Raw genomic sequence first — 22,140 nt, forward strand, 5'->3', positions numbered from 1 at the left:
ATTAATATAATTAATAATAATGGATGTAATTTAAAGTTTGTCTCGAATTTAAATCTAGTTAAATATATTTTAAGTTTTGTTGAAAAAAGTAGGTGGTAAATGTAGTGATGGTGATTTTATATTTACAATAGGCGGGACGTGTTTGTTTAATCATTGTCTAATGTGTTTAGATACAATGGATATCATTAAAGTGACTATTTGATTGGCGGTTGAGGATTTGGATACTTAAACGTTTTTATAAATTATATCCTTTAATTTCAGTTTGTTATGTTTGTGCTTCTATTGGGGGTGTCATTGGCTTAGCAATTGTAATTCGCGATGTCACAATCATATTTCTTGCTAAGTTATGGCTATTTAACCACTTTATATGGTTTATTAACTTTAAAAAAAATCCATCGAATTTATTTTTAGGCTATTTTTTAAAGTTTATTAGTCTTTCTTTCACAAATTTAAATTTCGATCTTATAAGACGAATTAAAGTTGGTTCAAATTGTAGGGCGTATAGGGGCGCCAGGTCAGGTTTTTAAAATGAAAATATAATCCACAGGAATGAGGTTTGTGTTTATATTTCGTTTTTTTATTAATTGTTTTTTCTAGTTATTTGATAGAACACTTTGTTATTCAATTTCTTATTCTTATCAATATTAATTATATGAACATTGGTTTATCCTGCGATTTTACACATGTCTCTAGGTGTGACATTGGCGATTTATTGGGTTGAAATGATCGCTAACGTCATGCATGTAAAGGATGCTCCAATGAAGTTAAACGCTCTATCACTTGTCATCGCCTCGCTGGCCTCTCTCTCCTCGAGCGCCGTTTGGGCCGCTCATGTTCCACAAGGTACTCAGCTTGCTCAGCAGCAACATTTAGTGCGCGGCAATGGCGCTGAACCAAGCACTCTCGATCCGACATTAGTGAATTCGGGTATGCCAGGTGATGTTATCGTCAATGATATGTTTGAAGGGCTTATCATTGAGGACCTTGACGGGAAAATGGTTCCCGGCCAGGCAAAGTCGTGGTCGGTTTCGCCTGATGGCAAGACCATTACCTTTGTGCTTAAAGATGGCCTTAAATGGTCAAATGGCTCGCCATTAACGGCCAGTGATTTCGTTTATGCTTGGCAGCGAGCGGTAAATCCGAATACTGGTAATACTACCGGCCATTATTTCACTACCGCGAATATTGTTAACGCCGATGCCATTATTGCCGGGGATAAAGCGCCTGATCAGCTTGGGGTAAAAGCGCTCAGTGATACTCAACTTGAGGTGCAATTGAGCAAGCCAACGCCTTATTTTCTTAGCCTGATGAGCGTTAAAACCTTCTTTCCAATTCCTCAAGCGGTAGTGAGCCAATATGGCGAGCAGTGGACCAGACCAGAGCACATTGCAACCAACGGTGCCTACACTCTGGTGAAATGGGTACCGAATGAATATGTGGAGGTTAAACGTAACGCTGAGTATTGGGATAACGCCAACACCGTCATTGAGGGCGTTACCTACCTGGGTCTGGCGTCGCAAAATGCTGAGTTGGTGCGTTATCAGTCTGGTGAAATTGATATGACCAACCGCATTCAGCTTGAGCAGTATCAGCGTTTGATGAAAGAAGATCCGTCGCAAATCCAAGGCTTGCCGCTGCTTGGCACGTATCTCTATTCGTTTAATACTCGCAAAGCACCTTTCGATAATGTCAAAGTCAGACAAGCGCTGAATATGGCAATTGATCGCAATATTCTGGTTGACAAAATTACCGGTCAAGGAGAGCAAGCAGCCTATACACTGGTGCCGTCAATCATTGCTGATTATTCAGCCGCGCATATGGAATATAGCGATCAAGATATGTCGATTCGGCTAAAACAAGCCAAGCAGCTGCTTGAAGAGGCTGGTTATGACAGTGAGCATCCACTTGAGTTCACCATCACATACAACACCAGTGAGAACCACAAAACCATCGCAATCGCGTTGGCTGCGATGTGGAAACCGCTCGGCGTTCAAGTGCATTTGCAAAATATGGAGTGGAAAGCGTATGTGTCTGCTAAATCCTTGGGTGACTACCAAGTGGCGCGCTCTTGGTCATTTGGCGATTACGCAGAGCCATCTTCGGTGCTGGCGTCCTACACTTGTAACAATGTTGAAAATGAAACGGGTTTTTGCGACCAAAAGTTTGACGACTTGCTGCAACAAGCAAGCGTAACCAGCGATAAAGCGGAACGTTATGCGCTGTTTCATCAGGCAGAAACGCGTTTAGCCGACGCCGCGCCGGTTATCCCACTGTATTACTATAAGCAAACTCGCTTGGTGCAAAAGACGCTCAAAGGATTCCCAACCAATAATCCTAAAGGCAATATTTACGCCAAAGATATGTACTTTATCGAGCCGTAAATGTTAGCCATCCCAGTCGATATCGGCTAAGAAGCAAGGCAAGTTAATGCCCAAAGCCCCCTCATTCATCACGATGGATGAGGGGGCTTTTTGATATCCGCAATCCACTTGCAGCGCTAAATACTCATCATCTCTACGATTGCCATTCGATAGATTTTTGGACGAATAGGCAATAAACCCACATCATCTGGCTAACTAAAAACCACGTCGTTACGCCACAATAAGCTCCTCGAAATTGCTGTTGCTTACTTCGGCTTGTGAGTCTTTCGCCTTTAAGTGATAGCCAACTTTAACGCCTGATATGTCGCCCTCGCGCTTCAGGCTGATTCGGAGTAATTATCATGAAAAATCAAAGTGAAACAGCAGAACTAAACACCGCTCAGGAGTTCGTTGATACTGGGCGCCGAACCATGATGAAAATGACCAGCGCAGGTCTGGTCGCAATAGGAGTAGGGGCATTGAGTACTGAAACCGCAGCAGCGAACACTCAGCTTGAACTTGGCAGCGAGTGGGACAAAACATTTGCAAAAAGTGACAAAGTTGACCACCAAAAAGTAACCTTCACTAACCGTTATGGCATCACCTTAGCGGCCGATTTATACCAACCGAAAAACGCCAACGGCAAATTATCGGGTTTGGTACTTAGCGGCCCATTTGGTGCGGTGAAAGAGCAATCATCGGGTCTGTATGCACAAACCATGGCTGAACGTGGATTTGTCACTCTGGCATTTGATCCTTCTTACACCGGGGAAAGCGGCGGCGAGCCACGTAACGTCGCTTCTCCAGACATTAATACCGAAGATTTCAGCGCCGCGGTGGATTTTCTTGGCCTGCAAGCCAATGTCGATCGCGAGCGTATCGGCGCCATTGGTATTTGTGGCTGGGGCGGTATGGTGCTGAATGCGACGGCGATTGATAAACGCATCAAAGCGGTGGCGGCAAGCACCATGTACGACATGACACGTTTATATTCCAAAGGCTATAACGACAGCGTGACACTTGAGCAGCGCACACAAAGCCTTGAACAATTGGCACAGCAACGTTGGCAAGATGCTGAAAATGGGCAAACGGCTTATGGCCCGGTCTCGCTTGAGCTGCAAGGTGGTGAGCCTCAATTTGTGGTTGAATATGCCGCGTATTACAAATCACCGCAGCGCGGTTTCCATCCGCGTGCTGTGAACTCTAATGCTTCGTGGACTCTGACTACGCCACTGTCGTTTATGAACATGCCGATTTTGACTTACATTGCTGAAATTTCACCGCGTCCGGTGCTGTTTGTGCATGGTGAGAAAGCCCATTCACGTTATTTCAGTGAAACGGCTTACGCAGCGGCAGCTGAACCTAAAGAGCTGATGATCATTCCAGGTGCAACCCACACGGATTTGTACGATCAAATGGACGTAATTCCGTTTGATAAACTGGAAGCGTTCTTTAAACAACACTTGGCTTAATAGGGTGAACACCTAAAGGTTAGGTTGTTGAATAAAAAGACGAGCAGGGCGACCTTCTCGTCTTTTGCTATTGAGGTGTAACCAGTTAGGCAAGCTTTTGTCAGCAGCGCTTTAATTGGCCGATGAGTTTTCAATCAGCAGCAAATTCACGTCATGGTCTTCTAGCCGCTTAAGAATATTCTGCGGTGGCATGCTGTCGGTGATAAGGCAGTCGATGTCTCGCCAAGTGCAAGATTGGTGCATCAACTGGGTATTGAATTTATTTGCGGTTGCTATGCATATCACTTGCTGTGATTGCTCGGCCATGGCCTTTTTCAGCGCCGCATCCATTTCACTGTCTGTAGTAATGCCATCTTCCGATAGTGCACTCACACCAATAAAGGCGCGATTGGCGCGATAATGTTTGATTTGCTCAATCGTAATGTTGCCGAGCACGGCGTGAGAGTGATCGTCAAACATGCCGCCTAGTACACATTTGCTGATGTGGCTTTTATCTCGTAAAGCATTAAGGTTTTCCAGCGAGTTGGTGATCACTTTCGCTTCAACGCTCAAGCCTGTGGCGAGCAGTTCAAGTGTGGTGCCCGCATCAAGAAATAGGGTGTCACCACTTTCAACCAGAGCTGTGCCCATTTGGGCGAGTTGTTGCTTCACCGGGTCCGGTTTGTTGCGCTGGGCAAAGGAGAGATGTCGCGTGGCTTCATTGACGATGGCGCCGCCGCGAATACGCAAAATCCCCGGCAGTTCGGTCAGTTTTACTAGATCACGACGAGCGGAGTCATAAGAAATATTGTACCGCTCGCAAATGGTTTCAATCGTCACTTTACCTTGGCTACGCACCAAAGACTCCAGTTCAATCAGACGCTCTTCTTGTGTCATGTTGCCGCTTTGCCTATTCAATATTGCAATTTTTAAGTGATTGTAAGTGATGTTGGGTGAATTTAATACAAAGAATTATGGTTGCTTATTTTTAATTAAGATTATTGACTACTAATCAGTGTTTATGCGACTTTATCGATCTATTTAAGTTGATTTACGCTTTTGTAAGTGATGTTAAGTGAGGTAAAGATGAATATTGGCATTATCGGTGCGGGAAATATTGTTGAATCGTGCTTAGATGCGTTGCAGCAGATTGAAGGGGTACGCTGCGAAGCCATTTTTGTGCGCCAAACCAGTTATGTGCGAGCACAGCAGCTGTGTGAGCAATATGCTATTGAGAAGATCTATACCGACTACGATTTGATGCTTGAAGACCCAAGTATTGATTTTATTTACGTGGGTATTCCAAATAACATGCATTTTCACTATTCGTGGTTGGCTTTGAAAGCCGCTAAACATGTGATTTGTGAAAAACCGTTTACTAAGGACGTCGACGAGTTATGCCAACTAAGAGATTTGGCGCAGCAGCAAGGATTGTTTTTGTTTGAAGCGGTGACCAATATTCATGCGCCTAACGTTCAAATCGCTCAACGTTTACTGCCTCAAATTGGCGCAGTCAAATTGGTGCAAGGTAACTATTCTCAGCTCTCCAGCCGCTATGCCAAATATCTGCAAGGGGATGTTCATCCTGCATTTGATCCGCAGTTTGCTGGTGGCGCGCTGTATGACATCAACGTCTACAATTTGCACCTGTGTTGCTATCTCCTCGGTGTACCACAGCAAGTGACCTATACCGCCAATCATGGCTATAACGGCATCGATACCTCGGGCGTCATGGTGATGACATACCCAGAGTTTATTTCGGTGTGCAGCGGCGCGAAAGATTCACAAAGCCCAGGCCATTTTACGATTCAAGGTGAAAAGGGTTACTTGGTCATTCAAGGAACGCCGAATATTGCCGCCTCGGTAGAACTGCATGTCGATGGGCACCGTCAGGTGTTTAACCAGCACGATGTTGATAATCATATGGTGTATGAATTCCGCCATTTTATGGAGATGTACGCGCACAACGATCTCACCAAGTGCTACCAATACTTGCAGCGCTCTGTGGCGGTGATGGGCATCCTTGAGCAAGGTCGCGTGCAAGCTTAACGCCGCTGCGCGAAGCCGAAAATTTCGACATCAATATCAATAACCATCAGAAAAACTTAGTAAAACTCTGAGCCCTGACGCAATGATACAGAACGATTTGGATTGTTTACCTTGGTAAACAACCCTTGTGGGGCAAGCGTTTGTGAAATGGAATGTTTTTCTGGTGGTATGGTTTGCATTGTGCGGCTTTTTGTTTCGTTTGTTTTTGCAAACTGGCGACACAAGGTTTCCTTTAGAACCCACCACGCAAGACTATCTCGACATTATGCACAACGACCTTGCTCTCCCTTATTTGATGATCGGAGCGGTCGTTGGCGTATTCGCCAGTTTTATCGTGACCGTAGTGAGAAAGACACTGAGTACGCTTTGCCGCGCGAGAAAGGAAAAACACTGTGCTTGATACCATCTGGAATCTGATTCAAGGCTTTCAAATTGCCGATAATGAAACCAATACTAAAAACGTTGCGAGTGTGGCACGCTCCACTTCCGTTTCGGTTAAGGATCTGCAGCGCAAAATGGACACCTTAGTGCTGGCTAATCAAGCCATGTGGGAACTGCTGTCTGCACAACTTGGCGTGAGCGAAAGCGATTTGGTCAAAAAAATGAATGAAATCGACCTGCGTGATGGCAAATTGGATGGTCGAATGACGCCGATAAGACAAGCCGTTACTGAGTGTACGCAGTGTGGCAAAAAGATTGGCCGTAGAAACATGATGTGTTATTGGTGCGGCGCTCGAGTGGAAGGTGTGAGCCCTTTTTCGAGCTGATTATGGGTTAGTCAGTTGCTTGCCTAAGCGATTGCTTTTCCAAGTCACCGCTTTGCGGATAGCTCGGATGCAAGGTTAACCTCCGCTTTATTGGCAAGTTTTTAAAACCACTTAACATGCGCAAAATATGAATTTAAACAAGCAGTACATGAATTTTGGATTTTTGGTTTAAAGCAAGCGTATGCCAGTCTATTTGGCGGTTTCTTGTTAGTGATTATGGTAGCGACCAGTTATTGGTACCCACTTGAATCGATTCATCGCTACGATTTTATTTTTCTCGCGGCGATCGCTTTTCAAATTTTCCTGATAGTGACTAAGTTAGAAAACTTTCGCGAATCGCTGGTCATCGTTGTGTTCCATGTGTTGGCGACTGTGATGGAGTTATTTAAAACTTCGGATGCGATTGGCTCGTGGACTTATCCGGAAGCCTATCTATTTGGCATCGGTAATGTGCCTTTATTCACCGGTTTTATGTACAGTGCGGTGGGGAGCTATATCACACGTATCTGGCGGATTTTTGAGTTCGAATACTCGTTTTACCCTGCCAAAGGATTAACGGCAGGTTTAGTGGCGTTGATTTATATTAATTTTTTCAGTCACCATTATATTTGGGATATTCGATGGCTGCTGTTCGCCTGTGCGATAGTTTTGTTTTACAAAACTCGCCTCTATTTTAGAGTGGTCAAGACCCATCGTCATATGCCATTGTTATTGGGTTGGTTTTTGGTGGCGTTATTTATTTGGTTTGCTGAAAATATCGCCACATTTGCTAATGTGTGGATTTATCCAAATCAAAGCAGCCACTGGCAAATGGTGTCATTAACCAAGTTGAGCTCTTGGTATTTATTGGTGATGCTGAGCTTTGTATTGGTGACGATCATCAACAATATTCAATTACGAAAATCACAGTTAGCTGTCGATAAAAGTCTCTAACATTCAAGGTTTTATTCTTTATAGTAGTATTTAGTAGAGAGCGAAGCCGCAAGCGGTGCACAGGAAGAAATACACCATGATTAAAATACACTACTTTTTTGACCCAATGTGCGGCTGGTGTTATGGCGCCGGACAACTGATGGAGATTGTTGAGCAGCACCGCGGTTTTGAGCTCGAGTATCATCCCGGCGGGATGATTGCACATCAAGCTATCGATAGCGGTTTTCGTCAGCACATTGTCCAAGCAGATAAGCGGATTCAAACCGAAACGGGCAGCTTATTTGGTGATGGTTATCTGGCGCGCGTGACCAGCGATGCGCCGCTGATATTGGACTCGTTTATGCCGATCCGTGCTTTGTACGTTGCGAGTCAATTAGCCATGAACCCGATGGCGATGCTTAAAGCCATTCAGCGCGGCCATTATCAGCAGGGGCTCGAAGTTGAAAAACTGGAGACTCTTAAACAGTTAGCGTTAGCGCTTGGCGCCGACGAAACCAAGTGGGTTGAACTGATGAACTCGCAAGCTCAAGCGGCGAACGAATGGGTTGAAGATACCCATCAGTTAATGGCGCAATATCAAGTGCAGGGATACCCAACGCTGTTGGCACAAATCGATCAGCAAATGGTGCGCATTCCCCATAGCCGCTTTTATCGAAAACCTAATCAATGGCAGCAGTGGCTTGATGAGTTAGCCTCGACTCAGGCTTAATTTCGAGTGTTATATTCACTTTAAAATAATAAAAAGCCCTTGCCAGCTGGCAGGGGCTTTCTACTTTATACGTGGTTAACTGGCTTCACGTAACGATTTGATGTCTTTGGATGGCGGCGCGCCAAACATACGGCTGTATTCGCGGCTAAATTGCGAAGGGCTTTCGTAACCGACTTTAAAGGTGGTTGCCATGGCGTCGAGATTCTCCGTCAGCATCAGGCGGCGAGCCTCACTCAAGCGCAGTTTTTTCTGAAATTGCAGCGGCGTCATCGATGTCATGGAGCGAAAATGGGTATAAAACGCCGATTTGCTCATCCCGCTGTATGAGGCTAATTCACCCACGCTCAGTGGTTTGACGAAGTTATTTTTCAACCAATCAATGGCCTTAGAAATCTGGTGGCTGTGACTGCCAGCAGTGACCGCTTGATTTAGGCGCAGCCCTTGTTCTGTGGTCAGCAGACGATAAAAAATCTCCCGCTTAATCACTGGCGCCAACACTTTAATGTTATCTGGCTCATCAAGTAGCGCCATCAAACGTACAAATGCGTCAATCAGAGGCATCGACAGTTCGCCCACAGCTATGCCTTTTTGCGCGTGTTTGGGCTGCTTAAACGCCATTTCACTGTCGACAATCAACTGCGAAATGTCCTGTAAATCTAACTCCATAATGATGCCCAAATAGGGCATTTCGGGGCTCGCTTCCATGATATTGGCGGTGATCGGCAGGCCGACCGACGAAATCAAAAAGTGATTGGCATCATACACATAAGCATCTTCACCGAGTAAAACACGTTTGCGACCTTGGGCAATCAGGCAAATGCTTGGGTTATGGGTGTAACTTGCTGGTGGTGTCGGCTCTGTCCAGCGGCTGAGCCTAACGCCTGGAATCGGGGTGTCGAATTGATTTTGATCACCAGTCCAATGCGAGATTTGGCGAGCTAACTGGTGCTGATAATCGACGATATGAGACAAAGAATTCATAAACACTCCACAAATAAATCCGCTGATGAGCAGAAGTGATGCTTTAAGTTATAACAGCAAATTTCCTCAAGTAAAGACAATTAGGCAATCAGAAATGGTGTGAAGTTAACTGGATTTTACGCGGTTTTAGGTGTCTATCCTTAGCCCGATCTTGCTTGTTAAGTTTAATTAAAACAATTATTTATTTTCATTTTATTACAGATGGACTTTGACGAAGGAAACCGCCTTAACAGACGATTTTGGAAGTTAATTTGGATAATCAGGCAAGAATTCGAAATGAATAGGCTATCGGAAAAATCGCATACCGGAGTAAATTAGAGCTCTGCTTTGGTGATAAACCTTGCGTCATTCCATGTTGGATTAATGACCAGCGATATCGTCTCAGGCTCAAGGAAATGAGCGCAGAGCCCTTTTAACACTTTTTGGCTTTTTGCCATCAAGTCATCCATTTTTCTGTGTTTTTTACTTTGGAGGTCGCGATGCAAACGCAAACCCATGAGCCGATGTTAACTCAACAAGAGCAAGCCTTAATCCCAATCGCCGCCTTTACCGCCAGCGGTAATCTCACCAGCCTAAGTTCAAGCCTCCATATCGGTTTGGATGCGGGTTTGACGATAAGTGAAGTGCGAGAAGTGCTGGTTCAGATGTATGCCTACACAGGGTTTCCTCGCAGCCTTAATGCGCTTGGGGCCTTGATGGCGGTGGTTAATGAACGTAAGCAACAGGGATTGGTTGACGTTGAAGGTATCAGCGCCGATTCGCTGTGCGAGCCACAATCCAGCCTCGACATCGGCACTGAGAATCAAACTCAGCTGGTCGGCCAACCAGTTACTGGCGCTCTATTTGATTTCGCTCCGGCGATTGACCATTACCTAAAAGCCCATCTGTTTGGTGATATTTTTGCGCGCGATATTCTGAGTTGGAAGCAGCGTGAACTCGCCACGATTGCCGCACTAGCCAATATGCAAGGTGTGAATAGCCAACTCCAGGCTCATTATGGAATCAGCCTTAATAACGGCATCACGGTAGAGCAACTTCACCAGTTTACCGATCTTATTCGTCAGCATTGTGGCGACGATATCGCGGATAACGCTCAAACGGTACTGAGCGGCGTTTTGGGTGAGTGATTGAGCGACAAAATACAGCGACATTCCATTCAGCTTTTATTGCCACAGAACCAACGAATTATTTGATATTGGAGTTTATGATGAGCCAACAATTAAACACTTTGATTCCCGCTGAATTAAAAGCGGGCAATTTTGAAGGTAAAGGGATTTTTGAATTTGGTGAGCGCAACGACGCTTATGCCGATTACTTTACTGGCACTAGCTATTTAGCGCTGCTGAATCTTCCAGGCATCATTGTGGCTAACGTCACCTTTGAACCGGGCTGTCGAAACTTTTGGCACATTCACCATAAAGGCGGCCAAATCCTTTTGGTGACAGGCGGGCGAGGCTGGTACCAAGAAGCGGGTAAACCTGCCCAAGAGTTAAATCCGGGCGATGTGGTCCACATCGCGCCAGGAACTAAGCATTGGCATGGTGCAGCCAAAGACAGTTGGTTTGCCCACGTAGCTATTGAAATTCCAGCCGAAGGTTCAAGCAACGAGTGGTGTGAACCTGTCAGTGACGAAGAGTACGCGCTGCTCAAATAACTTTGCGGGAATATTCACTTTTCCACTGCCTTTGAATATTCCCATTTTTATCGCTGTCTTTGCATAGGGATATGCATGTTAAAACCCGGTTTATCGCCATCGCGTGCTGAGCTCAAATGCCAGAGCGGCAGCGTCAAACTTATTTCCAAGGATGGTTTTTTCTCCTGGCTAAGCGCCACACTGCTTGGCGTGCGGTCAAATCAATTCATCGAGGTATCCCATGGATCATCTTTCTTTGGTCGCTGGCCGTGCTGTCTCGTCAAACACTCAGACTCACCGCACTCAGACCGTCATTAGCGATCGTTTCTATGAAGGGGAGCGCTCTTTGTATGCAGCAGACAATGTCATGCTGAAGAAAGTGCGCTTTTACCCGGGAGAGTCGCCGTTAAAACACAGCCAGAGTATTGTCGCTAAACAGTGTGAATTTATGGGCAAGTACCCATTTTGGCACAGCGAACAGGTGACGATTGAGCAGTGCCTATTTACTGTCTACGCGCGCGCGGCAATTTGGTATAGCCAAGACGTCACCATGAAAAACTGCGTGGTTGAAGCGCCAAAAATGTTTCGTCGGGTGTCGAATTTGACCATTGAAGATTCGCGCTTTCCAAACGCTGGCGAAACGCTCTGGATGTGTGACTATATTCGCATCCGAAATGTGGAAATGCGCAGCGCCGACTACGTATTTATGAACGGTGAAAACATCGATATAGATGGTTTAAAGCTGCAAGGTAATTACTCATTTCAAGATGCCAAAAATGTCACGATTCGAAACGCTTATCTTGATTCCAAAGATGCATTTTGGGGCACGGAAAATGTCACGGTTTACGACAGTATTTTAGACGGTGAATACTTAGGTTGGCACTCGAAAAATTTGCGCTTGGTAAATTGCACCATTCGCGGGGAGCAGCCGCTGTGCTATGCCGAAAACTTGGTGATGGAAAACTGTGTGATGGAGCAAACCGATTTGTGTTTCGAATATTCGAGCCTCAATGCCGACATCGTGTCGGATATTATCAGCGTTAAGAATCCGCTGGCAGGTGAGATCAAAGCCCATTCCATTGGCGAAATCATCATTGATAAACACAGTCGCGACCCAAATGCTTGTATTATTCAAACCAAGGAAGAGGAATAAACATGGCCGATTTTGACTTTGACCAAGTGGTGGAAAGGCGTGGCTCCGGTAGCGTGAAATGGGATATTAACAGCGATTCAAACATGTTACCTATGTGGGTCGCAGACATGGATTTTAAAACCGCCCCAGTCATTGTTGAGGCTTTAGCCCGCCGTGTTGAGCACGGTGTGTTTGGCTACACCCATGTCGCCGATGAGTACTACGCCGCGTTGAGTGATTGGTTTGAGCAGCGCCACGGGTTTGCCATTGCGCGCGAGTGGGTGATTTATACCTCTGGTGTGGTGCCGGCGCTTTCAGCGATTTTAAAGGCTTTGACCAAGCCCGGTGACGGTGTGATTGTGCAAACGCCTGCCTACAACTGCTTTTTTAGCTCGATTCGTAATACAGGGTGCCGGCTTATCGAGAGTCCGCTGCGCAATACCAATGGTTATTATGAAATGAATTTTGAGCTGTTGGAGCAGCAAGCCAGTCGCGAGGATGTGACTGCTATGATTCTATGCAACCCGCATAACCCGGTTGGCCGAGCATGGCGTGAAGATGAACTGCGTAAAGTCGGGGAGATCTGCTTTAGACACCAAGTCACCGTTATTAGCGATGAAATTCATTGTGACTTAGTGTTTCCTGGCCAACATCATCAAGTATTTGCGGCGCTTGGTGAGGAATTTCTACAAAACTCGGTTACTTGTCATTCACCAAGCAAGTCGTTCAACATTGCTGGGCTGCAAATTGCCAATATTATTGCGGCTAACTCGAGTATTCGCCAGCGTGTCGATCGCGCGATCAATGTACACGAAGTGTGCGACGTAAATCCATTTGGCGTTACCGCATTAATTGCAGCTTACACGCAAGGTGCGCCTTGGCTCGATGCATTGCGTGAGTATCTACACGCCAACTATCTCTACGTTGAACAGTTTTTAAGTCAGTATCTTCCGGAGCTAAAACTCACTCAACAACAAGCTACTTACCTTGCTTGGATTGATTGCCGCGCTCTTAAAACGACGTCGCATCAAATCAGCGAGCAACTCAAACAGCAAGCGCATTTACATATTTGCGAAGGTACGTTGTATGGTGAGTTTGGTGAAGGCTATATTCGGCTCAATATGGCGTGTCCGCGCAGTGTACTCCACGATGGGCTTGAGCGATTGAAAAGGGTATTGAGCTGACTAGATGCGAACGTTTAGCTTTTCAGTACGTTATTGGCGTAGCCAAGCTCGACACATGCAGCGCAGCGGTTTGTTTAGCTTGCTAGTCGCAACCCCTTGTTTTGCATTGCCAAACGCAAACGATGCGGGTTTGGAATCTGCGAATGCAGCGTGTCCCGCTTACTCTATAACAAGCAATGTTCATGTTTTGAAAAGCAACACAACAGAAGTGACAGGAATGAAAATACGCTTTGTTTTTGACGATACCACAGTCAACGCGACCTTAAATGATAGTGACAGCGCCCGCGATTTTATTCGCCAACTACCGTTAACGTTTAAGCTTGAAGACTATGCCCGCACCGAGAAAATTGCTTACTTGCCGCGTAAACTTGATACCGAAAGTGCGCCAGCGGGCAGCAGTGCACAAGCAGGTGATATCGCCTATTACGCCCCATGGGGTAACCTCGTGATTTTTTATAAAGATTTCGGTTACGCATCAGGCTTGATTCCACTGGGGCAACTTGATTCCCAGCTGAGCCGTTTTACCCATGGCTCAATGACGGTGACGATAGAATTAGTCGATTGAGTATGCGAGTGAAAGAGATAAAAAATAACAGCCAGATCGGCTGTTATTTTTTTGTCTGTTACTTTGACGACTGTAACGAAGTCGCCCGTATTTTGCTCAGCAGCACGACCAACGTTGCGATGAATGCCAACACGCCATAGCCAGCGGCAATATGCAGTAAACTCAGCTGCTCGGAAAGACGTCCGGCAATCAGTGTTGGCAGCGCCGCGCCGACATAAGACACGGCATAAATCACCGAGAATACGCTTGGGCGCTGCTCTGCTTCTAAGCCAGTCACCATGGTTGAAATGCTGCCTGTCAGCACCATTCCCTGAGCAATCCCAGCTAAAACACTGGTGATCATAAAAGCGCTCAACATGCTGACGGACAACGCCACCAACACGCCGCCAACCGCTAGGGTGAAGCTTATCATGCCAAGCCATTGCGCTTTTTCACCGCTCATTTTGCCCGCCCGCCAGGCCCCCAGTGAACTCGGGGCCATGATTGAAGCAAAAACTAAAGCGGCAGCAACGGCGCTGTCTGAATGCAGCTGTTCGTGTGCCATCGCAGGTCCAAAAGCCTGAAAAAAGCCGCCTAATGCCCAAGTTGCGACAAAGGTACATGCCGCCACCGGAAATGCGCGGCGCGCGCTTGGAGGTAGTGTGAAGTTGGGTTTTAGACAGCGAAGTACTCCTGATTTTTTCACCATGGTTTCTTGGCTTCTAAACAGTAATCCGCTGCACAAAATCACCAATCCTAACGCAAGATAAAAACCGAACTGGCGCGGCATTGGCGCGTACTCGACCAGTAATCCAGAACCAATGCCGCCGATGGTTAAACCGGTCATCGGACCGCAACTTATCACCGCAGAAGGCACCCAGTTTGGTACGGCTTTGGCGTGGTCAACCAGCCAAGATGTCAGCGCCGTAGACGCAAGGCCGCAAGCGGTGCCTTGCAGTAAACGACCGATAATTAACGGTAGTGCGCTGTCGAGGTGGAGAAAAAACACGATAGATAACGCAGCGATCAACAAAGCCAGCAGTGAACTGGTTTTGCGGCCAATGAAATTGGAGACTCGACCAAACAGCAATAGAGCCGAGACGGCACCGATAAAATACACCACGGAGCTCAGTGAAAGTTGTAAATAACTGACCTGATTTTCAGTGTGATAAAGGCCGTACAGCGGAATGGCGATAGAGGATACGACATAGGTAGATATCAGCGATAATGCCGCGCTAAAAAAAGAAAATCGGTTAGATTCGGTTAACAAAGAATTGGCCCTCGAGATGATTAAAACGAGCTTAGAATTGCGCAGCCAAACCTTCGCAATCGCTAAGAACGCTCAAGAGTCGATAAGTCTAAAAGCGCGTTGGCTTTTTCCGTTTGCCTAATTGTCTCGAATGCTTGCCTTAAATGCCCAATTCACTGGGTGTCGCACTGTGCTTATCGACTGATTGTTTTCATTCTGGTCTGGACAACGGCTCTTACTAACCGCAATGACGGCGTTCGAGATCAAGCAAAAAATCATTTCAAAATGTAACTAAGCTTTTGATTATATTGTTTATTTTAATTTTTAAAATCGTGGATAATCAGGCAATGAATACGGGTTTATAGGCAAAGATTTACGCTCAGTTCGAGGTAGATTAGTTATGAGATTCGATGGATTCCAACAATGTTCAGGAGGGTACTTTGTCCAAATTCATATCCGTATTTAAGCCTATGTGGTTAGCTGTGGTCGCGACGTTTGCGCTGCTCATTTCGCCATGGAGTTATGCACAACCTGCATTAAACGCTAAACAGCAGGCAGTTATCCCGATTGCTGCGTTTACCGCCAGCGGTGATATCGACAAACTGAAAATCAGCCTTGCGCAAGGCTTAGATCAAGGGTTGACGATTAACGAAATCAAAGAAGTCATCGCTCAGCTTTATGCCTACGCCGGTTTTCCTCGCAGTTTGAATGGCTTAGCGGCGTTCATGCAGGTACTAGAGACACGTAAAGCGAGTGGTATTGTTGACCAGTTTGGCCCAGAGTCGAAACCGTTACCCAGTGACAAAACCAGCCTAGAGTTTGGTAGTGACAACCAAACTCGACTTATCGGCCGCGAAGTCAAAGGCGCACTGTTTGATTTTTCATCGCAAATCGACACCTACCTAAAATCCCATCTGTTTGGTGACATTTTTCAGCGCGATCTACTGAGCTGGAAACTGCGTGAAATCGCGACCATAGCGGCGCTTGCCAACATGAGCGGCGTCAATAGCCAATTGGCCGCTCACTATAACATCAGTATGAATAATGATGTTTCTCGCCAAGAACTGCAGCAGTTTATCGCGATTTTACAACGCGCTTGTGGCGCCGCAGTCGCGCAGAATGCCGAGCAGGTTTTGACCGCCGTATTGGCACAAAAATGAGGAGATTGAAAATGAAAAGAGGATTATCGGCACTGGGTTTGTGTATCACATGTAGCCTTGGCTTCTACGCTCAGGCGAGTGAGGAACCAGCGCAGCAGGTGTATCGCGGTGCAGACCAGAAGCACTTTCAAGGACCCTCCGATCTTTTTACAGGAGAGGTCAATGTCGAAATGTTATTCCCGGAAAATGATGTCGCCCATTACAGCGCGGCGTATGTCACTTTTGCAGCGGGTGCTCGCACCGCTTGGCATCAGCACCCAGCAGGGCAGCATATGATCGTGACATCAGGGGTGGCACTAACAGGCACACGTGATGGTAAAGTGATACGTTTTGCGAAAGGCGACAGTGTATGGTGTCCGCCAGGCATTGACCATTGGCATGGCGCAACACCAGAGGCACCAATGACGCATCTTGTGGTCACCGCGGCAAAGCAAGGTCCAAATGTGGTTTGGAAAGAAAAAGTCACCGATCAGCAATACTTATCGCAGCCATAATTGATCACTGGGAAAATGGACAGCGCTTGAACTTAGGTTTAGGCGCTTTTTTATGGTGGCGAAAAATGCGAAATGGACACTTTTTTAAGTACGGTATCGCATCAAAATTACGCTTTGGGATGAATGTTAACTGCATATTTGGGTGAAAGGGTTGGATGAAATGTCGTTTTAAAGTTTAACTTGGCGATTCAAGCATATACTATGTCTATACCAGCCACCGTTCGCGGTGGCTGTTTTTATGATTCACGGGGGAGCGCTTATTGCTTTGATGGTCGTGATTCATCGCCAAGCTATTTGTTGTCAGCCTTTAGCATGGATTTCTCAACACCTAGGATGACGAAAGGAGTCATATATGGAACGGCTTATCGCCTTATATCAAACGCATCAGGATCTCCTGATTCAGATTATGCAAAATACTTTGTTGACGATACTGATCGTGATTGTGGCTTCGATCATTGCCAAGTTGGTCAAACGGGGCGTGTTTAAAGCATCGTCAAAAATCAGCGGTGGTGATGAAATTGTTTCGCGCTTGCTGTCTAAAGTGGCGTCTTACTGCGTATATTTGGTCGCGCTGGTCATCGTTCTTGATTTGTTTGGCGTGAATACTTCAAGCTTGGTTGCGCTAGTGGGTGCGGCAGGCTTAGCGATTGGCTTAGCTCTGAAAGACACCTTAAGTAACATTGCCGCGGGTATCATGTTGCTGTTTTTAAAACCAATCAGAAAAGGTGAGTTTATTGAATTTGGCAGCATCTCGGGCACAGTGATTGACATTGGACTATTTACCTCTGTCTTTAAAACCGGTGATGGCATTTTTATTTCCAGTCCGAACAGCACGGTCTGGAATTCGACGATCAAAAACTTTAGCCGTAATGACCGTCGCCGCATGGACATCATCGTGGGAATTTCTTATGAGGATTCCATCGACGTGGGCATGAACGTGCTCAAAGAGATCGCCATGTCTCAAGAACATATTTTGCGCGACCCTGAGCCACAAGTGATGGTGCAGATGTTGGCCGACAGTTCAGTGAATTTACAGCTACGTGCTTGGAGCCCAACCGATAAATATTGGGAAACTTACTGGGCTATGCAAAAAATGGTGAAACCGAAGATCGAAGAAGCGGGCTTGAGTATTCCATTCCCGCAACGCGACTTGCACATCAAGTACGAGCAAAAATAACCGCATTAGATTCGAATATCGATTCCATCTTATCGAGCGCTGCAGAATATTTTGCGGCGCTTTTTTGTTTAATCCATTGACCTCAAAAATTGGGGTAGTATCTTGCCACTATAAGGCTTAAGAGTCGCAAAGCAGAGCGCCAAAGATAAGGACACTTCGTGCAGTACGTAAAAATTAAAGATTCCATCGTTGAACAAATTGAATCTGGCATGCTTTCACCGCGTCAAAAACTGCCTGCAGAGCGTAAATTGGCCGAATCCTTTGATACAACACGAGTCACTTTACGTGAAGCTTTGTCATTGCTCGAAGCAGAAGGGCGCATTTATCGAGAAGACCGCCGCGGCTGGTTTATTTCGCCTTTGCCACTGCGCTACGATCCTACCCAAACTTTAAACTTTCCTGAAATGGCCCAAGCGCAGAATCGCGTGCCAAAAACCGAGCTGCTGTCGGCAAAAGGCACTTTGGTGAATCGCCAAGCCACGCGGCTACTGAAACTGCAGCCCTTTTCAGATGTGTATCGCGTTGACCGTGTGCGTTATTTGGAAGATCGCCCAGTAGTTTACGTCACCAACTATATTCGCCCGGAACTGTTTCCCAACTTGTTGCAGTTTGATTTGGCCAATTCACTGACCGATATTTATCGAGAGCATTACGGCGTGGTTTATCAAAAAATTGGCTACAGCATTTCCAGCAGCACGTTACTGGGAGATATGGCACAAGCGCTGCGCGCCACCCAAGGCGCTCCGGCAATGGTGATTGAGCGCAGCAATTATAATCAAGACGGCGAGTTGATCGATTGTGGTATCGAATATTGGCGCCATGACGCACTCAGCATTGAATCGATCGCCGAACTAAAACGGTAATGATCGCATTGATTGACCACAAGGCGCTTTTTAGGCGCCTTTTTTGTATCTCCATCGTCCCATCTCGGTATTGGGCTTTGTCTGCTGGCTCACAAAATGACTATTGTGGCTGACGCTTTAATAGAACTGCGTTTTTATCACCGTGTTGATTGGATGAATTAAAGCTCCGGATCTGGTTTTGCTCCTCAATCTATTTATGCCCAGATTAACCTCAAACTAACAGATATTGAGCGCCAAGCTATCGGTGTTTTAGCTTCTAAAATAGCGGTGAATTTGAATAGTAATTTTGGTCGAGACGACAAAATTTATTCATTAGACTGAAAGGCGATTTTGCCTGTTAATGCGCGTGTTATTACTGAGGGGTGAACGCTGTCTATCGCAGGCAGAGCAAGGCTTATCAGCCAGTTTCAATATCAGATATTTCGCCTCTCTACACGTACCGGCTGTCAATCATTAGTGAAAGATTGACAGAATTATGCTTAGTCTTTTGCTATACCCAAAGAAAGACAATCAACTGGAAACCAATGTGGAAAACGAATCCAAATTAGACAGTGTTCGCGCTGATTACAACGTTCATTACTGGAGCCAAGGCTTTTACGGTATTAACGATGATGGTGAAGTGTATGTGTCGCCAAGAAGTGACAATAAGTTCCCAACTTCGCTGAGCCATATTGTTGGCCAAATTGAAAATCGCGGCTTAAATCTACCGGTATTGGTGCGTTTCCCTCAGATTTTGCATCAGCGAGTTCACAATATTTGCGACGCGTTCAATCAGGCGATTGAAGAGTATCAATACCCGAACAACTACCTGTTGGTTTACCCGATTAAAGTTAACCAACAGCGTGAAGTTGTGGATGAAATTCTCGCTAGCCAAGCGCAGCTAGAAACCAAACAACTCGGTCTTGAAGCGGGCAGTAAACCTGAGCTTCTTGCGGTATTAGCGATGGCGCAAAAAGCCAGCTCTGTGATTGTTTGCAACGGCTACAAAGACCGCGAATACATGCGTCTTGCTTTGATTGGTGAAAAGCTTGGCCACCGCGTGTTCGTGGTGCTGGAGAAAATGTCGGAACTCGACATTGTGCTTAAAGAGGCGAAAAGCCTTGGCGTGAAACCGCGCTTGGGTATTCGTATTCGTTTGGCGTCACAAGGCGCGGGTAAGTGGCAATCGAGCGGGGGCGAAAAGTCCAAATTTGGTTTGTCAGCGTCGCAAGTGCTAACGGTTATGCAGCGCCTTAAACAGGAAGAGATGCTGGACTCATTGCAGTTGGTGCATTTCCACCTTGGCTCGCAAATGGCGAATATTCGCGATGTGCGTAATGGAGTCAATGAGTCAGCGCGTTTCTATTGTGAACTTCGCGATATGGGTGCGCACATTGAGTATTTTGATATCGGTGGTGGCTTGGCGGTGGATTACGATGGCACGCGCAGCCAGTCGCCGAACTCGATGAACTACGGCCTTAATGAGTATGCACGTAACATCGTGACGACTGTGGGTGACGTATGTCAGCAATACGGTCAATTGATGCCAACCATTATTTCTGAATCAGGTCGCTCATTGACCGCTCATCACGCGGTTTTGATTACCAACGTGATTGGCACGGAAGCGTATCATCCAGAGCCTGTGGTGGAACCCACTGAGTGGCAAGAGAGCTTTTTGCTGCAAAATATGTGGAGCAGTTGGGAGAGCCTACAAGATGGTAGTGATGCGCGTGCGCTGATTGAAATTTATAACGATACACAAAGCGACTTAGCCGAAGTTCACTCACATTTTGCGACCGGAATGATGAACCTGGAGCAGCGAGCGTGGGCCGAGCAATTGTCACTGCGTATTTATCATGAGCTATCGCGGCAGATGAATGCGAAAAACCGTTTTCATCGTCCGATCCTTGATGAACTGAGCGAGCGTTTAGCGGATAAGTTCTTTATTAATTTTTCGCTGTTTCAATCGCTACCGGATGCTTGGGGTATCGACCAGGTGTTTCCAGTACTGCCGTTATCGGGCTTGGAGCGTTTGGAAGATCGCCGCGCGGTGATGTTGGACATCACTTGCGACTCTGATGGTGTGGTTGAGCAATACGTGGAAGGTCAAGGCATCGAGAAAACCTTGCCAGTCCCGGCTTGGACCAAAGATGAGCAGTACATGATGGGCTTTTTCTTAGTCGGCGCATACCAAGAAATTCTCGGTGATATGCACAACCTGTTTGGGGATACTCACAGTGTGGTGGTCAATATCAACGATGATGGCGAATCGGAATTAGCGCTGGTCAACGAAGGCGATACTGTTGAAGACATGATGCGTTACGTGCATATCGATGTTGATAGTATTCGTGAGCATTATCGTGAGCTTGTCAGCCAACGGGTGGATGAAAGCGAGCAACAAAATATCTTAGCCGAGCTTGAGCAAGGTCTAAGTGGTTATACCTATTTAGAGGATTTCTAAATGAATGATTTGTTTACTAAAACTGATTATTCACTGTATTCAAATGCGATGACGTTTTTGCGTCGTCCTTATTTACGCGATCCGCGTGATAGTGATGCCGATCTTGTGGTGCTCGGTGTGCCACTTGATATGGCGACATCGGGTCGCCCTGGTGCGCGTATGGGACCGGACGCGATTCGCCGCGCCTCGGTTAACCTCGCTTGGGAGAGCAAAAAATTTCCGTGGGAATTTAACCTGTTTTCACGCGTGAATGTGATTGATGCGGGTGATTTGGTCTTTGATTGCGGCGATGCTGAAGATTTCACTTACCGTCTTGAAGCGGCAACCAGTGAAATTCTGAAAACGGGCAAAACCATGTTGGCACTCGGCGGCGACCACTTTATTACGCTGCCAATTTTACGTGCTTATGCCAAACATCATGGTGAAATGGCGCTAATCCATTTTGACGCTCATACCGACACCTATGCTAATGGCAGTGCCTATGATCACGGCACCATGTTTTATCATGCGCCAAAAGAAGGGCTGATTTCAGCGAAACACTCGGTGCAAATTGGGATTCGCACCGAATATGCGAAGCAGCGCCACGGCTTTAATGTCATTAATGCGATGCAAGCCAACGATATGTCAGCCGAAGAGATCGTCGCTCAAATTCGCGATATCGTTGCGGATAAACCCGTGTATGTGACCTTTGATATCGACTGCCTTGACCCGTGTTTTGCGCCGGGGACAGGTACGCCAGTATGCGGCGGTTTAAGCTCGGACAAAGTGCTGAAAATCATTCGAGCAATGGCGGGAATGGATATTGTCGGTATGGATGTGGTGGAGGTCTCTCCTCCATATGACCAAAGTGAAGTGACCGCTCTGGCTGGTGCGACGATTGCTCTTGAGCTTATGTATGCATGGGCTTTCAACCGCGAACCCGCAGACGAAGAAGAGCTGCACGACGACTAACTAGTCGAACCGATTCAATACCAAGGGAGCCCAACAGGCTCCCTTTTTTACGACTGAATTTTT

At 46.4% G+C, this 22,140-nt stretch carries 21 protein-coding genes; 18 read left to right on the plus strand and 3 right to left on the minus strand.

Annotated elements, in window-relative coordinates:
- Positions 1–758: 758 nt before the first annotated feature.
- Positions 759–2,381, plus strand: a complete 1,623-nt coding sequence (locus BLS03_RS10775; protein ID WP_093273425.1) for a peptide ABC transporter substrate-binding protein — start codon at positions 759–761, stop codon at positions 2,379–2,381.
- A 341-nt stretch (positions 2,382–2,722) separates the two neighbouring features.
- Positions 2,723–3,832 (plus strand): alpha/beta hydrolase, encoded by a 1,110-nt coding sequence (locus BLS03_RS10780; protein WP_093273428.1) that lies wholly within the window; start codon positions 2,723–2,725, stop codon positions 3,830–3,832.
- A 111-nt stretch (positions 3,833–3,943) separates the two neighbouring features.
- On the opposite strand, the gene BLS03_RS10785 is transcribed toward BLS03_RS10780, so the two are convergent.
- Positions 3,944–4,708 (minus strand): DeoR/GlpR family DNA-binding transcription regulator, encoded by a 765-nt coding sequence (locus tag BLS03_RS10785; protein WP_093273430.1) that lies wholly within the window; start codon positions 4,706–4,708, stop codon positions 3,944–3,946.
- A gap of 189 nt (positions 4,709–4,897) precedes the next feature.
- Between BLS03_RS10785 and BLS03_RS10790 the strand changes: the two genes are divergently transcribed.
- The 5 genes from BLS03_RS10790 to BLS03_RS10810 all read left to right on the plus strand — a co-directional run bounded on the left by BLS03_RS10790 (position 4,898) and on the right by BLS03_RS10810 (position 8,269).
- Complete coding sequence (locus tag BLS03_RS10790; RefSeq protein WP_093273433.1) at positions 4,898–5,860, plus strand: Gfo/Idh/MocA family protein; 963 nt, start codon at positions 4,898–4,900, stop codon at positions 5,858–5,860.
- 142 nt (positions 5,861–6,002) lie between these two features.
- Positions 6,003–6,260, plus strand: a complete 258-nt coding sequence (locus tag BLS03_RS10795; protein ID WP_143015617.1) for a hypothetical protein — start codon at positions 6,003–6,005, stop codon at positions 6,258–6,260.
- The gene (locus BLS03_RS10800) at positions 6,253–6,627 is read left to right on the plus strand and encodes a hypothetical protein (RefSeq protein WP_093273438.1); all 375 of its coding nucleotides are present in this window, start codon (positions 6,253–6,255) and stop codon (positions 6,625–6,627) included. Before BLS03_RS10795 ends, BLS03_RS10800 begins: the two co-directional genes overlap by 8 nt.
- A 159-nt stretch (positions 6,628–6,786) precedes the next feature.
- Complete coding sequence (locus BLS03_RS10805) at positions 6,787–7,560, plus strand: DUF817 domain-containing protein (protein WP_093273440.1); 774 nt, start codon at positions 6,787–6,789, stop codon at positions 7,558–7,560.
- A gap of 76 nt (positions 7,561–7,636) precedes the next feature.
- Positions 7,637–8,269, plus strand: a complete 633-nt coding sequence (locus BLS03_RS10810; RefSeq protein ID WP_093273443.1) for a DsbA family protein — start codon at positions 7,637–7,639, stop codon at positions 8,267–8,269.
- Between the two features lie 75 nt (positions 8,270–8,344).
- On the opposite strand, the gene BLS03_RS10815 is transcribed toward BLS03_RS10810, so the two are convergent.
- Positions 8,345–9,250 carry an AraC family transcriptional regulator gene (locus BLS03_RS10815; protein WP_093273446.1) on the minus strand — a complete coding sequence of 302 codons (906 nt, stop codon included), beginning with the start codon at positions 9,248–9,250 and terminating at the stop codon, positions 8,345–8,347.
- Positions 9,251–9,729: 479 nt separating this feature from the next.
- On the opposite strand from BLS03_RS10815, the gene BLS03_RS10820 reads away from it, so the two are divergent.
- From BLS03_RS10820 to BLS03_RS25905, 5 genes are all read left to right on the plus strand, one after another.
- Positions 9,730–10,377 (plus strand): carboxymuconolactone decarboxylase family protein, encoded by a 648-nt coding sequence (locus BLS03_RS10820; RefSeq protein WP_093273449.1) that lies wholly within the window; start codon positions 9,730–9,732, stop codon positions 10,375–10,377.
- 80 nt (positions 10,378–10,457) lie between these two features.
- Complete coding sequence (locus tag BLS03_RS10825; protein WP_425445109.1) at positions 10,458–10,904, plus strand: cupin domain-containing protein; 447 nt, start codon at positions 10,458–10,460, stop codon at positions 10,902–10,904.
- 220 nt (positions 10,905–11,124) lie between these two features.
- The gene (locus BLS03_RS10830) at positions 11,125–12,036 is read left to right on the plus strand and encodes a DUF3737 family protein (RefSeq protein ID WP_093273456.1); all 912 of its coding nucleotides are present in this window, start codon (positions 11,125–11,127) and stop codon (positions 12,034–12,036) included.
- A gap of 2 nt (positions 12,037–12,038) precedes the next feature.
- A complete protein-coding gene (locus BLS03_RS10835) occupies positions 12,039–13,199 on the plus strand; it encodes a MalY/PatB family protein (RefSeq protein ID WP_093273460.1) in 1,161 nt (386 codons plus the stop codon).
- Positions 13,200–13,203: 4 nt separating this feature from the next.
- Entirely contained in the window at positions 13,204–13,764 is a 561-nt protein-coding gene (locus BLS03_RS25905; protein WP_245696657.1) for a cyclophilin-like fold protein, read from the plus strand.
- Between the two features lie 58 nt (positions 13,765–13,822).
- On the opposite strand, the gene BLS03_RS10845 is transcribed toward BLS03_RS25905, so the two are convergent.
- Positions 13,823–15,013 carry an MFS transporter gene (locus BLS03_RS10845; RefSeq protein ID WP_093273463.1) on the minus strand — a complete coding sequence of 397 codons (1,191 nt, stop codon included), beginning with the start codon at positions 15,011–15,013 and terminating at the stop codon, positions 13,823–13,825.
- Between the two features lie 389 nt (positions 15,014–15,402).
- Here BLS03_RS10845 and BLS03_RS10850 point away from each other — a divergent pair, with 389 nt between their 5' ends.
- From BLS03_RS10850 to speB, 6 genes are all read left to right on the plus strand, one after another.
- Positions 15,403–16,152, plus strand: a complete 750-nt coding sequence (locus tag BLS03_RS10850; RefSeq protein ID WP_245696658.1) for a carboxymuconolactone decarboxylase family protein — start codon at positions 15,403–15,405, stop codon at positions 16,150–16,152.
- Between the two features lie 11 nt (positions 16,153–16,163).
- Complete coding sequence (locus BLS03_RS10855) at positions 16,164–16,646, plus strand: (R)-mandelonitrile lyase (protein WP_093273468.1); 483 nt, start codon at positions 16,164–16,166, stop codon at positions 16,644–16,646.
- A gap of 352 nt (positions 16,647–16,998) precedes the next feature.
- Complete coding sequence (locus BLS03_RS10860; RefSeq protein WP_093273471.1) at positions 16,999–17,823, plus strand: mechanosensitive ion channel family protein; 825 nt, start codon at positions 16,999–17,001, stop codon at positions 17,821–17,823.
- A 158-nt stretch (positions 17,824–17,981) separates the two neighbouring features.
- Positions 17,982–18,686 carry a phosphonate utilization transcriptional regulator PhnR gene (gene phnR, locus BLS03_RS10865; RefSeq protein WP_093273473.1) on the plus strand — a complete coding sequence of 235 codons (705 nt, stop codon included), beginning with the start codon at positions 17,982–17,984 and terminating at the stop codon, positions 18,684–18,686.
- A 526-nt stretch (positions 18,687–19,212) separates the two neighbouring features.
- On the plus strand, positions 19,213–21,126 hold the full coding sequence (speA, locus tag BLS03_RS10870; protein ID WP_176765579.1) for an arginine decarboxylase: 1,914 nt from the start codon (positions 19,213–19,215) through the stop codon (positions 21,124–21,126).
- Positions 21,127–22,077: an agmatinase gene (gene speB / locus BLS03_RS10875; protein ID WP_093273479.1), complete on the plus strand. Its 951-nt coding sequence runs from the start codon at positions 21,127–21,129 to the stop codon at positions 22,075–22,077.
- Positions 22,078–22,140 lie beyond the last annotated feature (63 nt).

It is taken from the genome of Vibrio xiamenensis, assembly GCF_900100015.1.
In the GTDB taxonomy this organism is placed as follows: Bacteria; Pseudomonadota; Gammaproteobacteria; order Enterobacterales; family Vibrionaceae; genus Vibrio; species Vibrio xiamenensis.